The following is a 14,100-nucleotide window of genomic DNA, read 5'->3' as shown; positions in this document are numbered from 1 at the left end:
ACTCCGATGAGCACCCCGAACGACGCCAACAGGCCGAACGACGGAAACCAGCCGTACCCGGCCTCCTGGCCGTCGCCTGCCTCTCCGAGGTCCTGGCAGGGCAGCGAGCATGGCCAGCACGGCGCCCAGGACCCCAACCGCGGCGACTACGCCCAGCAGTACGGCTCCGACCAGTACGGCTCCGACCAGTACGGCTCCGACCAGTACGGCTCCGACCAGTACGGCGGCAACCGCTACGGCCCGGATCCGAACCCCGCGCACCAGTACAGCCAGGGACCGTACGGCCCCCATGGCTACGGCTCGCACTCGTACGGCTCCGGCCACTCCGCGCCCACCTCGGCCGAGGCGGCCGGATACGGTCCGGCAGCGCCGGAGCAGCGGCCGCAGGACCGGAAGCGCCGTCCCGGCTGGGGCGCGGTCGTCGCGATGGCGGCCGCGGCGGCGCTGCTCGCCAGCGTGGGCACCGCCGGCCTGACCGGCGCCTTCGACGACGACACCGGCGGTCAGGCGCAGGTCGCCGACCCGGGTGGCAGCGGCTCCACCGCAGGTCCCGTCGTGACCTCCACCACCGACGATCCCGACTGGGCGAACGTCGCGGACGCCGTCCGCCCCTCCGTCGTCGCCATCCAGGTGCAGACCGGCAACGGCGGCGGCCAGGGCTCGGGAGTGATCCTGGATGACCAGGGCAACATCCTGACCAACGACCACGTGGTCGGCAGCGCCGAGAACATCCTCGTCACCCTCTCCGACCGGCGGCAGTACGAGGCCGACGTCACCGGCCTCGACCCGGCGACCGACCTCGCCGTCATCACGCTGAGCGACCCGCCGGACAACCTCGAGCCCGCGACTCTCGGCTCCTCGGAGGACATCGTCGTCGGTGACCCCGTGATGGCGGTCGGCAACCCGCTCGGCCTCAGCTCCACCGCCACCACCGGCATCGTCTCGGCCGTCGACCGGCCCGTGACCACCAACCAGAGCCAGCAGGCGCCGGGTCAGGACGGGACGACCGTGACCACCAACGCCATCCAGGTCGATGCCGCCATCAACCCCGGCAACTCCGGCGGACCCCTGTTCGACGCCACCGGCCGGGTCATCGGCATCACCAGCTCGATCGCCGGCCTGCCGGGCGCGAGTTCGCAGGGCAGCATCGGTCTCGGTTTCGCCATCCCGGTCGACCTGGCCTCCCAGATCGCCGACCAGCTGATCGCGAACGGCGTGGCCGAGCACGCCTACCTCGGGGTTTACCTCTCGGACGGGGCCACCGAGGTCAACGACGCCCGCCGCACCGGTGCACAGGTCCAGCAGGTCGAGCCCGGGACCCCGGCCCAGGAGGCGGGCCTCCAGGTGGGTGACGTGATCATCGGCATCAACGGCGACACCGTCACCGGCGCGGAGTCCCTCACCGGGTTCGTCCGCCAGTACTCCAGCGGGGACGAGGTGACCCTGGACGTCGTCCGTGACGGTGAGCGGATGGAGGTCACCGCCCAGCTCGCCACCCGCGAGGACGAGAAGGGCTAACCGCCCAGTGCCTCCCGCATGGGCTCGAGCTTCGCGTCCGCCTCGGCGAGCTCGGCCCTCGGGTCCGAGGCGGCGACGATCCCGCAGCCGGCGAAGAGCCGGACCGAGGACTCGTCCCTGGGGCTGACCTCCCCAGAGCGGAGACCGATGCCCCACTCGCCGTCGCCGTCGGCACCGATCCATCCCACCGGCCCGGCGTAGCGCCCGCGGTCCATCGTCTCCGCCTCGGCCAGGATCGCCGTCGCCGCCGGGGTGGGGGTCCCGCCCACGGCGGCCGTCGGGTGCAGGGCGGCGGCCAGCGCGAGGCTGGACGGCCCGAGTCCGCCGGGGGAGTGGGACGGGAACGTGCTCGGATGACCGAAGGCGCCGTCGACCACGCCGGTGATGTCCGTGGCGAGGTGCATGACGTTCGGCAGGTGAAGCACGAAGGGCGCCTCCGGCACGTTGATCGACGCGCAGTACGGCTGCAGCGCCCGCACGAGGGACGCGACGGCGATCTCGTGCTCTTCGAGGTCCTTCGACGACCGTGCCAGCTCGGCCGCGTGGCGCAGGTCGGCGGCGTCGTCCCCGGTGCGCCGGATGGTGCCGGCCAGCACCCGGCTCGCCGCCAGGCCCTTCTCCCGGCGGACCAGCAGCTCCGGGGTCGACCCGACGAGGCCGTCCACGCTGAAGGTCCAGCACCACTCGTAGCCGGCGGTCAGCCGTCGCAGCAGGTGACGCACGTCCACCTGGTGCTCCGTCCGGGCCAGGACGTCGCGGGCCATGACGACCTTCGACACCTCCCCGGTCGCGATCCGGTCGATCACGGCCGCGACCGCTCGCACCCAGTCTTCGGCGTCGAGCGCGCCGTCGGTGTAGGTCACCGAGCCGGGCGCCGTGACTGGTTCGGGCTCGGGCAGCGTCGGCGGGGTTGCGGCGTCGTTGTCGGGCGTGTTCTCCGAGGCGGAGACGATCGTCATCCACGCCCGCCCGTCACGCCGCCCGACGACGACCTCCGGGACCACGAGCACGCCGCCGGACGGTGAGGCAGGCGAGAACGCGAACGACCCGAACGCCACCGGACCGGTCCCCGGCACGTCGACATCGTCGTCGACGGCCATGCCGGCCAGCGCACGCGCCCACGCCGTGTCGGCCTCGCGAATGCGTTCCGGCCCGGACGTCTCGATGCGCAGCGCCTCGCCCCACCCGACCAGGCCGTCGCCGCGCCGGACCCAGGTGAACGTGCGGATCGCCTCTCGGTGCGGAAGCAGCGCGACCAGGTCCCCGGGATCCGGGATCGGGAAGGTCCGGACGTGCAGGTCGGGCGCGGTGTCCGGTGTGGGGACCGGGGTGAGCGCCGGGACGCCGGACAGTCCGGCGGCCCGCGATCGGGGCGTGGCGCCGGTGGACGAGCTGGGCGAGTCTGGCATCGTCCGTAACGGTACTGCCGCGGGCCTGGCCAGACACACCGGACCTGGGATGATGACCGCATGAGTGCGAGTAGCCCCCGCGGAGGGACGCCGCAGCGCTGCTGCAGAGGAGGCCGACCATGAACCGAGCGAGCCTGGAGAAGGACCCCCGCGACGTCGCGGGCATGTTCGACGGGGTCGCGCGCCGGTACGACGTCACGAACGACGTCCTCTCCCTCGGCCAGGACCGCATCTGGAGAGTCGCGACGCGCAAGGCGGGTGGTGCCCGGTCCGGGGACAAGGTCCTCGATCTCGCCGCCGGCACCGGCACCTCGTCCGAGGAGTACGCGGACGCCGGGATCGACGTCGTCCCCTGCGACTTCTCCACCGGCATGCTCGACGTCGGCAAGCGCCGTCGGCCCGACCTCTCCTTCGTCGCCGGCGACGCCATGCAGCTGCCGTTCGCCGACGAGACCTTCGACGTCGTGACGATCTCGTTCGGGTTGCGCAACGTCGCGGAGACCGATCGCGCGCTCCGCGAGATGATGCGCGTGACGCGGCCGGGCGGCCGGCTCGTGGTCTGCGAGTTCTCGCGGCCCAGCTGGACACCGTTGCGCGCGGCCTACCAGTTCTATCTCGGTACGGCGCTGCCGACGCTGGCCTCGCTCGTGGCGTCGAACACCGAGGCGTACACGTACCTGGCCGAGTCCATCGTCAGCTGGCCGGACCAGGTCGCGCTCGGACGCACCATCCGTCGCGCGGGCTGGCACGACGTCGCCTACCGGAACCTCTCCGGTGGCATCGTCGCAATCCACCGTGCGGTCCGCCCGGACTGATGGCACGAGTACGGGCCGATGGCACGGAGCAGGTGAGGTCCCGCGGCCTCGTCGCCCTGACCCTGGCTGGAGCCCTCGTCGCGGGCGGCTGCACCGGTGACGAGTCCCGTGGGGGAGCGGACTCCGGTGGGAAAGCTGGGCCGTCGACCTCCCAGGACAGCGAAGGCGAGCTGGCGTGCAGCGACGTCATCGATCAGGACGCCGAGCCGGCCGGCGACTACCAGACCATCCTCGGCGCCGTCGCGCTGCCGACAGCCGAGAGCGCGCCGACGGCGCTGCAGGCGGCTCGGCGCGAAGACGGCCCGGGTACCGGCTACTTCGCCAAGACCGGCCTGCTGATCCGCGCGGGCGCGGCTGTCTCGCTCGAGCTCGAGGAGCCGGCCACCGCGTCCGTCGCCTGGGGGTCGGCCGAGCCCGGGCCGTCGATCACCACCGAGGGCTGCCCCGGGAACGGCTGGCTCGCCTTCGCGGGCGGTTTCCGGGTCGACGAGCCGACGTGCGTCGAGATCACCGTGCGCCAGGGCGAGGATCAGGAGACCGTGCGGGTCGGCGCCGGCGCTGCCTGCCAGGGGCAGGAACCTCCCCCCGCCGCCTCCTGACCCGGCCCTCGCGCACGCTGGCGGGTTAGGTGTACCTAACAAGATTCTGGGGCCCGCCGTTTGTAGACTTCCAGCGTCAGGGCCGACCGGCCCACACCAGCCCTGGAGCGATGAAGTTGGGTACAGCTGCGCGTGCTGAGACGCCGCCTGACCCCGTCGCGCTCACGCCGAGCACATCCGGGCGCACCGAGGGTGAGGCCGACGTCATCGTCGTCGGGGCCGGTCCCGCAGGGGCCGCCGCCGCGCACTACCTGGCCCAGACCGGGCTCGAGGTCCTGCTGCTGGAGAAGGGCCGCTTCCCGCGCGACAAGGTCTGTGGAGACGGCCTGACCCCCCGCGCCGTCGCCGAGCTCATTCGCATGGGCGTGCCCACCGAGGAGTCGGACGGCTGGATCCGCAACTGGGGACTGCGCACCCACGGCGCCGGCCACACCATCGAGCTGCCCTGGCCCGAGCTGGCCGAGATGCCGTCCTACGGTCTTGCCCGCTCCCGGACGAATCTCGACGAGACTCTCGCCCGGCACGCCGTCGCCTCAGGTGCCACTCTGCGCGAGGGCATGGCCGTCACCGGGCCGATCCTGCACGAGCGTTCCGGCCGCATCCTCGGCGTGGTCGCCAAACCGGTCGACGACGCAGGTCGGCGTACCGGCGAGGAGGTCGCCTTCCGGGCCCCGGTCGTCGTCGACGCCGGCGGGGTCTCCGCCCGGCTGGCCACCGCCATGGGCATCGAGAAGGACTTCCACCGGCCCATGGGCGTGGCCGTACGCACCTACTTCAGGTCGCCGCGCCACGACGACCCGATGATGGAGTCTCACCTCGAGCTCTGGGACGGCGAGCCCGGCAGGTCGAACCTCATGCCTGGATACGGCTGGCTGTTCGCGCTGGGGGACGGGACGGTCAACGTCGGCCTCGGGTCGCTCTCCTCGACGGCCAAGCCGACCGGCCTCGACTACAAGGCCATGTTCCGCACCTGGATGCGCAACGCGCCCGAGGAGTGGGAGCTCACCCCCGAGAACCAGATCGGCGAGCTGCGCAGCGCGGCGCTGCCCATGGCGTTCAACCGCAGGCCGCACTACCGCAAGGGGCTGCTGCTGGTCGGCGACTCCGGCGGGATGGTCTCGCCGTTCAACGGCGAGGGCATCGCGTACGCGATGCAGTCCGGTCGCATCGCCGCGGACGTGGTCTCCCAGTCGCTCGCCCGCTCCTCGGGCTACGAGCGGGAGAAGACCCTGCGCACGTACCCGAAGATCCTTGCCGAGGAGCTCGGCGGCTACTACTCGCTCGGGCAGGCGTTCGCCCACATCATCGAGCGGCCCGAGATCATGCGACTGTGTGTCCGGCACGGCCTGCCCAGGCCCACGCTCATGCGGTTCACGATGAAGCTGCTCTCCGACGGCTTCGACCGCCGCGACGGCGACTGGATGGACCGCACGATCACCGCGCTGACGAAGCTGGCGCCGGCCTCATGACAAATCACGCCCGGCTGACGTCGTACGCTGGCGCCAAGACGGTCGTCACGATTGTCGACGACCGGCGCGGTGCAGAATCGACGGAGGAACGATGACGAACCCGTACGTCCCGCTGCTCATCATGGCGGCCGTCGCCGCCGTGATGGCGCTCGGCGGCATCGCCACGAGCGTCATCGTCGGGCCGAAGCGTTACAACCGCGTCAAGGTCGCGAACTACGAGTGCGGTGTCGACCCGACGCCACGCGCCCCGAACGCCGGCCGGTTCCCGGTGAAGTACTACCTCGTCGCGATGACCTTCATCATCTTCGACATCGAGGTCGTCTTCCTCTACCCGTGGGCGGTCGCGTTCTCCGAGCTGGCCGTCTTCGGTCTCGTGGCCATGCTCGGCTTCATCGCCCTCATCACGGTGCCGTTCGTGTACGAGTGGCGCCGCGGCGGGCTCGAGTGGGACTGAGGGATAACGAGCACGAGTGAGGAACGAACGTAGTGCGAGGAATCCCGACCACGAGCACAGGGATAACGAGCACGAGTGAGGAACGAACGTAGTGCGAGGAATCCCGACCACAGGCAGAGAGGAGCCTAAGTGGGTATCGAAGAGAAGGCGCCGGCCGGGTTTGCGCTCGGCACCGTCGAGAAGATCGTGGGCCTGGCCCGCAAGGGCTCCGTGTGGCCGGTCACCATGGGCCTGGCTTGTTGCGCCATCGAGATGATGGCCGTCGGCACACCCCGGTTCGACATCTCGCGCTACGGCATGGAGGTCTTTCGCGCCTCACCGAGGCACGCCGATCTGATGATCGTCTCTGGCCGGGTGAGCCACAAGATGGCCCCCGTCGTGCGCAACATCTACGACCAGATGCCCGAGCCGAAGTGGGTCATCTCGATGGGCGTGTGCGCATCCTCGGGCGGGATGTTCAACAACTACGCGATCGTCCAGGGCGTCGACCACGTCGTGCCCGTGGACATCTACCTGCCCGGCTGCCCGCCGCGGCCGGAGATGCTCATCAACTCGATCGTCGAGCTGCACGAGCAGATCAAGAACGCACCGCTCGGGGTCAACCGCGAGGAGGCCGCACGCAAGGCCGAGGAGGCCGCGCTGGCCGCCACCCCGACGCACCAGATGAAGGGCTTGCTGGCGTGAGCGAGACTGACGGCGCGAACAAGGCCGACGACAAGAAGGCCGAGGAGCAGGACGCCGCTCGCACGGTCAAGCCGGGCGCCACGGACTCCGACGTCGGCCAGAAGGCCACCGCGGCCGCGCTCGAGGCCGGCTCGCAGAACATGCCCGCCGAGGCGGGGGCGCGCACCCGCCTCGAGGTCGTCGAGACCCGCCGGGGAATGTTCGGGGTCGAGGGCAGCGGTGACACGTCCGGCTTCGGCGGACTGGTCTCCACCGTCGCCATGCCGCCCGCCTCGGAACGGCCCTACGGCGGCTGGTTCGACGAGGTCGTCGACATCCTCGTCGAGATCCTGCGCGAGAAGGGCATCGATCCCGACGAGGCCCTGGAGAAGGTGGTCGTCGACCGCCGCGAGCTGACCATCTTCGTCGCCCGCGAGCACCTCCCGGTGGTCTGCCTCGCGCTGCGCGACGACCAGGACCTGCGCTTCGAGCTGTGCCTCGGCGTCTCCGGCGTCCACTTCCCCCACGACGCCGGTCGCGAGCTGCACGCCGTCTACCACCTGATGTCCGTCACGCACAACCGCAACCTGCGGCTCGAGGTCACCTGCCCCGACGACGACGCCCGCATCCCCAGCGTCTCCGACACCTACCCGGGCAACGACTGGCACGAACGTGAGACCTGGGACATGTTCGGCATCGTCTTCGAGGGCCACCCGGATCTCGCCCGCTCCCTCATGCCCGACGACTGGGTCGGTCACCCCCAGCGCAAGGACTATCCGCTCGGCGGCATCCCCGTGGAGTACAAGGGTGCCGTCGTCCCGCCGCCCGACAGCCGGAGGTCGTACCACTGATGGTGCAGCCGACAGACACTTCCGCCTCCACCGGGCCGACCGCGGCCGGCCCGGCCTCCGACACCTTCGAAGGCCCGGAGTTCGTCGCCGACGGCGGCGACTGGGCCGAGATCGCCGCCGAGGCCGAGCGCCTCGGCGAGGAGCGCATCGTCGTCAACATGGGGCCGGTGCACCCCTCCACCCACGGGGTGCTCCGCGTGATCCTCGAGCTCGACGGCGAGACCGTCCGCGAGCTGCGCCTCGGCACCGGGTATCTGCACACCGGCATCGAGAAGAACATGGAGTTCCGGACCTGGACCCAGGGCGTGACGTTCTGCACGCGCATGGACTACGTCGCGCCCTTCTACCAGGAGGTCGCCTACTGCCTCGCCGTCGAGAAGCTGCTCGGCGTCACCGACGAGGTGCCCGAACGCGCCACCCTCATCCGTGTCCTGGTGATGGAGCTCAACCGGATCGCCTCCCACCTCGTCGCCATCGGCACCGGCGGCAACGAGCTCGGCGCGACCACGATGATGACGGTGGCTTTCCGGGGCCGCGAGGACATCCTGCGGATCTTCGAGCGCATCACCGGTCTGCGGATGAACCACGCGTACGTCCGGCCCGGTGGCGTCGCCCAGGACCTGCCGCCCGGGACCACCGACTACGTGCGCGAGCTGCTGCCCAACATCCGGCTGTCGGTTAAGGAGCTGCAGGACCTGGCGCAGGAGAACCCGATCTTCAAGCTGCGCCAGGAGAAGATCGGCTACGTCTCGCTCTCCGCCGCCATGGCGCTCGGCCTGACCGGCCCGTCCGTGCGCGCGGCCGGCCTGCCGCTGGACCTGCGCAAGAGCCAGCCGTACTGCGGGTACGAGACGTACGACTTCGACGTGCCCACCCGCGACTACTCAGACAGCTACAACCGCACCATGGTGCGGTTCGACGAGTGCTACGAGTCCATCAAGATCGTCCTGCAGGTTCTGGAACGGATCGACAAGACACCCGGACCGGTCATGGTGGCCGACAAGAAGATCGCCTGGCCCGCGCAGCTGTCGGTCGGCGCCGACGGGCAGGGCAACAGCCTCGAGCACATCCGGGAGATCATGTCGACCTCCATGGAGTCGCTCATCCACCACTTCAAGCTGGTCACCGAGGGCTTCCGCGTACCCGCCGGGCAGGCCCACGAGGCCATCGAGCACCCGCGTGGCATTCTCGGTGTCCACGTGGTCTCCGACGGCGGCACGCGCCCGTACCGGGCGCACTTCCGTGACCCGTCGTACTCGAACCTGCAGTCGACGGCGATCATGACCGAAGGTGGCCAGCTCGCCGACGTCGTGGTCACCCTCGCGTCGATCGACCCTGTCCTCGGAGGTGTGGACCGCTAGATGAGTGCCTTGCCTACAGCGTCCGGTCAGTCCCCTCAGCCCGGCTCGTCACGCGAGACCTTCGCCGCCGAGGTCGAGGCGCGCCTGCGCACCGAGTCCGCCGAGATCATCTCCCGCTACCCCCAGTCCCGCTCGGCCCTGCTGCCGATGCTGCACCTCGTCCAGGCCGAGGACGGGTTCGTCTCTCCTCGGGGCATCGCGCTGTGCGCCGACATCCTCGGCCTGACGCGTGCGGAGGTCAGCGCCGTCGCGACCTTCTACACCCAGTACAAGCGTCATCCCAACGGTGAGTACACGGTCGGTGTGTGCACCAACGCGCTGTGCGCCGTCATGGGTGGCGACATCATCTGGGACCGGCTCAGCGAGCACCTCGGCGTCGGTCACGACGAGACGACGCCGGACGGCAAGATCACGCTCGAGCAGGTCGAGTGCAACGCGGCCTGCGACTACGCACCCGTGATCGTCGTCAACTGGGAGTTCTTCGACAACCAGAACCCGACCTCCGCCGTCGAGCTGGTCGACACCATCACCGCCGGCCGGCCGGTGCACCCCACCCGCGGGGCCGACACGGTCTCCACGTTCAAGGAGATCTCCCACGTGCTCGCCGGCTTCGAGGACGGCCGCGCGGACGAGGGCGTCGCGGCCGGCGAGGCCACGCTGCTCGGGCTGCGCATCGCCCGGGACAACGACTGGCGCGCGCCGCGGCCGGCCGAGGAGGCACCGCCGCAGGGACCGGGCGAGGAGACCACCGAGCCCGGCGTCGACGTCGCCGGCGCCGAGGCGTCCGGTCGGCAGCCGGTGGCCGACGAGCTCTCGTCGGCCGAGCGTCGCCCGACCGGTGGCGCGGATGTCTCCGCCGAGCCGGCCTCGGCCGAGCGGCCGGGCAGGGCCGGGACGGGCGCCCCCGAGGACGGCACCACCGCCACCGGGAGCTCCGGCGACGCCGACGACGACGAAGACCCTGCCGCGAAGGAGGACCAGCGATGAGCCGTCAGTTCACGGTCGACCGGCTGTCGCCGGTCCTCTCCGACATCTGGGACGCCGAGCGTCCCTGGAAGCTCGACACCTACCGGGCCCACGGCGGCTACGCCGGCCTGGAGCGCGCCCTGACCATGGCGCCGGAGGACGTGATCGGCGAGGTCAAGGCCTCCGGCCTGCGCGGCCGTGGCGGCGCCGGCTTCCCCGCGGGACTGAAGTGGTCGTTCCTGCCCGCGCCCGACGGCGGGCCGCGCTACCTCGTGGTCAACGCCGACGAGTCCGAGCCGGGCACCTGCAAGGACATCCCCCTGATGCTGGCGAACCCGCACAGCCTCGTGGAGGGCGTCGCCATCACGTCGTACGCCATGGGGGGCCACCACGCCTTCATCTACCTGCGCGGGGAGACCGTGCACGTCTATCGCCGGCTGATGGCCGCCGTGCGGGAGGCCCGCGAGGCCGGACTCGTCGGCAAGGGCATGGGCCCGAACCGTGACTTCGACCTGGAGATCACCGTGCACGCCGGCGCAGGCGCCTACATTTGTGGCGAGGAGACGGCCCTGCTGGACTCCCTCGAGGGACTGCGCGGCCAGCCGCGCCTGAAGCCCCCGTTCCCGGCCGTCGCCGGCCTGTACGCGCGCCCGACGGTCCTGAACAACGTCGAGTCCATCGCCTCGGTGCCGGGCATCATCGCCAACGGCGTCGACTGGTTCACCGCGATGGGCACCGAGAAGTCCGCGGGCCACGCCCTGTTCTCGGTCTCCGGGCACGTGCAGAACCCCGGGCAGTTCGAGGCCCCGCTCGGCATCACCATGCGCGAGCTGATCGAGATGGCCGGCGGCGTCCGTGAGGGTCACCGGCTGAAGTTCTGGACGCCGGGCGGCTCCTCCACACCGATCCTCACAGAGGCCGAGCTCGACGTCCCGCTCGACTACGAGTCCGTCGGGGCCGCCGGGTCCATGCTCGCCACCCGCGCTCTGATGGTCTTCGACGACACCACCTCGGTGGTGCGGGTCATCTCGCGGTGGACCGACTTCTACGCGCACGAGTCGTGCGGGAAGTGCACCCCGTGCCGTGAGGGGACCTACTGGATGAAGCAGGTGCTCCACCGTCTGGAGGCCGGCGAAGGCATGCAGAGCGACATCGATCTCCTCCTGGACGTCGCCGGGAACATCGCCGGGCGCTCGTTCTGCGCCCTCGGTGACGCGTCCGCCGTACCCATCCAGAGCGGGATCAAGCACTTCCGTTCCGAGTTCGAGGCGGGAACCAGCACCCCGGCCTGGGAGCTGTTCCCCTACGAGGCCTCCGCCATCTTCAGCGAGGCAGGTGTCCGATGACCGCCACGACCAACAAGACCGACGCCGGTGCGCCCGAGGTCGAGCTGCTGACCGTCACCATCGACGGTGTCGAGGTCCAGGTGCCGAAGGGCACCCTGGTGATCCGGGCCGCCGAGCAGGCCGGGGTCCAGATCCCGCGGTTCTGCGACCACCCGCTGCTCGCGCCGGCCGGTGCGTGTCGCCAGTGCTTGGTGGACGTCTCGGCCCCGGACCGGGAGGGCAACGTCCGGCCGATGCCCAAGCCGCAGACCTCCTGCACGCTCGAGGCCACCCCCGGGATGATCGTCGCCACCCAGCACACCTCCGAGGTGGCCGAGAAGGCCCAGCAGGGGATCATGGAGTTCCTCCTGATCAACCACCCGCTGGACTGCCCGGTCTGCGACAAGGGCGGCGAGTGCCCGCTGCAGAACCAGGCGATGAGCAACGGCCGCGCCATCAGCCGGTTCGACGGCGTCAAGCGGACCTTCCCCAAGCCGATCAAGGTCTCCACGGAGGTCCTGCTCGACCGCGACCGCTGCATCCTGTGCCAGCGGTGCACCCGGTTCTCCGACGAGATCGCCGGCGACCCGTTCATCGCGCTGCAGGGCCGCGGCGGGGGCGCGCCGGGCGACGAGGTCCACGGTGTCAACGGCTCGCAGATCGGCACGTTCGACGAGCACGTCCTGCACTTCACCTCCTCCGGGGACCCGGAGCCGATGGTGCGCGCCACCGACATGGTGGGACCGAAGGGGGAGGCCGGCATGACGGACGGGCTCGCCGTCGGTCCGATCGGCGTGGCCGAGGCCGACACCTCGGGCCGGCCGTTCGCGTCCTACTTCTCCGGCAACACCATCCAGATCTGCCCCGTGGGCGCCCTGACTTCCGCGTCCTACCGGTTCCGCTCGCGCCCCTTCGACCTCGTCTCCACCCCGTCCGTCGCGGAGCACGACGCGAGCGGCAGCGCCATCCGCGTCGACCACCGGCGCGGGGTCGTGCTGCGCCGGCTCTCCGGCGAGGAGGCCGAGGTCAACGAGGAGTGGATCACCGACAAGGACCGGTTCGCCTTCACGTGGCAGGCGGCACCGGACCGCCTGACCATGCCGCTGGTCCGGGACGAGACCACGGACGAGCTCGTGCCGACCAGCTGGGCGGACGCGCTCGACGTCGCCGCCACTGGTCTGCGGAGCGCCCAGGGGGCCGGCGGGCTCGGCCTCCTGCCGGGCGGGCACCTGACCCTCGAGGACTCCTACGCGTGGTCGAAGTTCGCCCGCGTGGTCCTCGGCACCAACGACATCGACCACCGCGCCCGCTTCCACTCGGACGAGGAGGCCAGCTTCCTCGCCCGGCATGTGGCCGCTCGCGGCCTCGGGGTCACCTACGGCGACCTGGAGAACGCGGGCCAGGTCCTGCTGGTCGGGCTGGAGCCCGAGGAGGAGTGCGGCACGATCTTCCTGCGGCTGCGCAAGGGCGTGCTCGCCGGGAAGGTGGCCGTCGCGACGATCGCTCCCTGGGCCACCCGCGGCACTGCCAAGCTGCGCGCCGACCTCGTCGACGCGATTCCCGGCACCGAGCCGAGCGCCCTCGCCGCCATGCGCACCGGCGCAGAGCAGGCCGATCTCGCCGACCGGCTCTCGGAGCCGGGCGCCGTCATCCTCGTCGGTGAGCGGGCCGCCGAGATCCCCGGCACCCTGACCGCCGTCGCCGCGCTCGCCGAGCGCACCGGTGCACGGTTGGCCTGGGTGCCCCGCCGCGCCGGTGACCGCGGCGCCGTCGACGCCGGCCTGCTGCCGGGCCTGCTGCCCGGCGGCCGCGACCTCACCGACGCCGAGGCCCGCGTGGACGCCGGGGCCGTCTGGGGCGTCGAGTCCCTGCCGGCGGAGCCCGGCCGCGACGTCACCGGCATCCTGACCGCCGCGCGCGACGGCGCGCTGGGCGGCCTCGTCGTCGGCGGCACCGAGCTCGTCGACCTGCCGGACGTCGTGCTGGCGCGAGAGGCGCTCGCCGCCGCGGGTTTCGTCCTGCAGCTCGAGGTGCGCAGGTCCGAGGTCACGGAGCACGCCGACGTCGTCCTCCCGGTGGCCCCGCCGGTGGAGAAGGCCGGCACTTATCTCAGCTGGGAGGGCCGGCCGCGTCCCTTCGGCCAGGTGCTCGCCTCCCGCTCGCTGTCCGACCGGCAGGCCCTCGCGGCGCTCGCCGAGGAACTCGGCACCGACCTCGGGCTCGACGACCTCCAGGACGCTCACCGCGAGCTGGCCGAGCTGGGCGAGAACGGCGCCACCGCCCGGGCCGCGGCGCTCGACGTCGCCCCGCCCCCGCCGCCGACGGCCGGCGACGGGCAGGCGGTGCTCGCGACGTGGAAGCTGCAGCTCGACGCCGGCCGCGGTCAGGACGGGGAACCGCACCTCGCCGGCACCGCGCACCGCCCGGTCGTCCGGCTCAACCGGGACACCGCGGCCGCCCTCGGGGTGGTCGACGGCGATCGCGTCACCGTCGGCGGTCCCGCCGGCTCGATCAGCCTGCCGCTGGCCGTCACGCCCATGCCGGACCGCGTCGTGTGGTTGCCGGCGAACTCACCAGGCTCGCGAGTCACGGAGATGCTCGGCGCGGGCGCGGGCGCCGTCGTGACGCTCTCCGCAGGGGAGGTGGCCCAGTGAACGGCCCGACGACCGG

Annotated in this window: 12 protein-coding genes; 11 read left to right on the top strand and 1 reads right to left on the bottom strand. The window is 71.5% G+C overall.

Features of this window, described 5'->3' with window-relative positions:
- Nucleotides 1-6 precede the first annotated feature (6 nt).
- Complete coding sequence (locus ABD907_RS03810) at nt 7-1,518, top strand: trypsin-like peptidase domain-containing protein (protein WP_345215145.1); 1,512 nt, start codon at nt 7-9, stop codon at nt 1,516-1,518.
- On the opposite strand, the gene ABD907_RS03805 is transcribed toward ABD907_RS03810, so the two are convergent.
- On the bottom strand, nt 1,515-2,927 hold the full coding sequence (locus ABD907_RS03805) for an isochorismate synthase (protein ID WP_345215144.1): 1,413 nt from the start codon (nt 2,925-2,927) through the stop codon (nt 1,515-1,517). The two genes, ABD907_RS03810 and ABD907_RS03805, sit on opposite strands and share 4 nt — an antisense overlap.
- A 119-nt stretch (nt 2,928-3,046) precedes the next feature.
- Between ABD907_RS03805 and ABD907_RS03800 the strand changes: the two genes are divergently transcribed.
- The 10 genes from ABD907_RS03800 (at nt 3,047) to ABD907_RS03755 (ending at nt 14,084) form a co-directional block, all read left to right on the top strand.
- Nucleotides 3,047-3,742: a demethylmenaquinone methyltransferase gene (locus ABD907_RS03800; RefSeq protein WP_345215143.1), complete on the top strand. Its 696-nt coding sequence runs from the start codon at nt 3,047-3,049 to the stop codon at nt 3,740-3,742.
- Nucleotides 3,742-4,341: a hypothetical protein gene (locus ABD907_RS03795; protein ID WP_345215142.1), complete on the top strand. Its 600-nt coding sequence runs from the start codon at nt 3,742-3,744 to the stop codon at nt 4,339-4,341. The genes ABD907_RS03800 and ABD907_RS03795 overlap by 1 nt, the downstream gene beginning before the upstream one ends.
- 110 nt (nt 4,342-4,451) lie before the next feature.
- Nucleotides 4,452-5,810 (top strand): geranylgeranyl reductase family protein, encoded by a 1,359-nt coding sequence (locus tag ABD907_RS03790; RefSeq protein ID WP_345215141.1) that lies wholly within the window; start codon nt 4,452-4,454, stop codon nt 5,808-5,810.
- A gap of 91 nt (nt 5,811-5,901) precedes the next feature.
- Nucleotides 5,902-6,264 (top strand): NADH-quinone oxidoreductase subunit A, encoded by a 363-nt coding sequence (locus ABD907_RS03785; RefSeq protein ID WP_345215140.1) that lies wholly within the window; start codon nt 5,902-5,904, stop codon nt 6,262-6,264.
- A gap of 129 nt (nt 6,265-6,393) precedes the next feature.
- Entirely contained in the window at nt 6,394-6,948 is a 555-nt protein-coding gene (locus ABD907_RS03780) for an NADH-quinone oxidoreductase subunit B (RefSeq protein WP_345215139.1), read from the top strand.
- Nucleotides 6,945-7,778: an NADH-quinone oxidoreductase subunit C gene (locus ABD907_RS03775; protein WP_345215138.1), complete on the top strand. Its 834-nt coding sequence runs from the start codon at nt 6,945-6,947 to the stop codon at nt 7,776-7,778. Before ABD907_RS03780 ends, ABD907_RS03775 begins: the two co-directional genes overlap by 4 nt.
- A complete protein-coding gene (locus ABD907_RS03770) occupies nt 7,778-9,139 on the top strand; it encodes an NADH-quinone oxidoreductase subunit D (RefSeq protein ID WP_345215137.1) in 1,362 nt (453 codons plus the stop codon). Before ABD907_RS03775 ends, ABD907_RS03770 begins: the two co-directional genes overlap by 1 nt.
- Nucleotides 9,140-10,126 carry an NADH-quinone oxidoreductase subunit NuoE gene (nuoE, locus tag ABD907_RS03765; protein WP_345215136.1) on the top strand — a complete coding sequence of 329 codons (987 nt, stop codon included), beginning with the start codon at nt 9,140-9,142 and terminating at the stop codon, nt 10,124-10,126.
- Complete coding sequence (gene nuoF / locus ABD907_RS03760; protein WP_345215135.1) at nt 10,123-11,451, top strand: NADH-quinone oxidoreductase subunit NuoF; 1,329 nt, start codon at nt 10,123-10,125, stop codon at nt 11,449-11,451. The genes nuoE and nuoF overlap by 4 nt, the downstream gene beginning before the upstream one ends.
- The gene (locus ABD907_RS03755) at nt 11,448-14,084 is read left to right on the top strand and encodes an NADH-quinone oxidoreductase subunit G (RefSeq protein WP_345215134.1); all 2,637 of its coding nucleotides are present in this window, start codon (nt 11,448-11,450) and stop codon (nt 14,082-14,084) included. The genes nuoF and ABD907_RS03755 overlap by 4 nt, the downstream gene beginning before the upstream one ends.
- Nucleotides 14,085-14,100: the final 16 nt, after the last annotated feature.

The sequence above is a fragment of the Georgenia halophila genome (assembly GCF_039541595.1).
The sequence above is the reverse complement of the archived record's forward strand: the minus strand, read 5'-3'. Positions and strand labels throughout refer to the sequence as shown.

What these genes read in the sequence shown, in the direction of transcription:
- nuoE (WP_345215136.1), top strand. Translation starts at nt 9,140, where the DNA reads ATGAGTGCCTTGCCTACAGCGTCCGGTCAGTCCCCTCAGCCCGGCTCG.
- ABD907_RS03770 (WP_345215137.1), top strand. Translation starts at nt 7,778, where the DNA reads ATGGTGCAGCCGACAGACACTTCCGCCTCCACCGGGCCGACCGCGGCC.
- ABD907_RS03805 (WP_345215144.1), bottom strand. Translation starts at nt 2,927, where the DNA reads ATGCCAGACTCGCCCAGCTCGTCCACCGGCGCCACGCCCCGATCGCGG.
- ABD907_RS03790 (WP_345215141.1), top strand. Translation starts at nt 4,452, where the DNA reads ATGAAGTTGGGTACAGCTGCGCGTGCTGAGACGCCGCCTGACCCCGTC.
- ABD907_RS03810 (WP_345215145.1), top strand. Translation starts at nt 7, where the DNA reads ATGAGCACCCCGAACGACGCCAACAGGCCGAACGACGGAAACCAGCCG.
- nuoF (WP_345215135.1), top strand. Translation starts at nt 10,123, where the DNA reads ATGAGCCGTCAGTTCACGGTCGACCGGCTGTCGCCGGTCCTCTCCGAC.
- ABD907_RS03795 (WP_345215142.1), top strand. Translation starts at nt 3,742, where the DNA reads ATGGCACGAGTACGGGCCGATGGCACGGAGCAGGTGAGGTCCCGCGGC.
- ABD907_RS03800 (WP_345215143.1), top strand. Translation starts at nt 3,047, where the DNA reads ATGAACCGAGCGAGCCTGGAGAAGGACCCCCGCGACGTCGCGGGCATG.
- ABD907_RS03755 (WP_345215134.1), top strand. Translation starts at nt 11,448, where the DNA reads ATGACCGCCACGACCAACAAGACCGACGCCGGTGCGCCCGAGGTCGAG.
- ABD907_RS03785 (WP_345215140.1), top strand. Translation starts at nt 5,902, where the DNA reads ATGACGAACCCGTACGTCCCGCTGCTCATCATGGCGGCCGTCGCCGCC.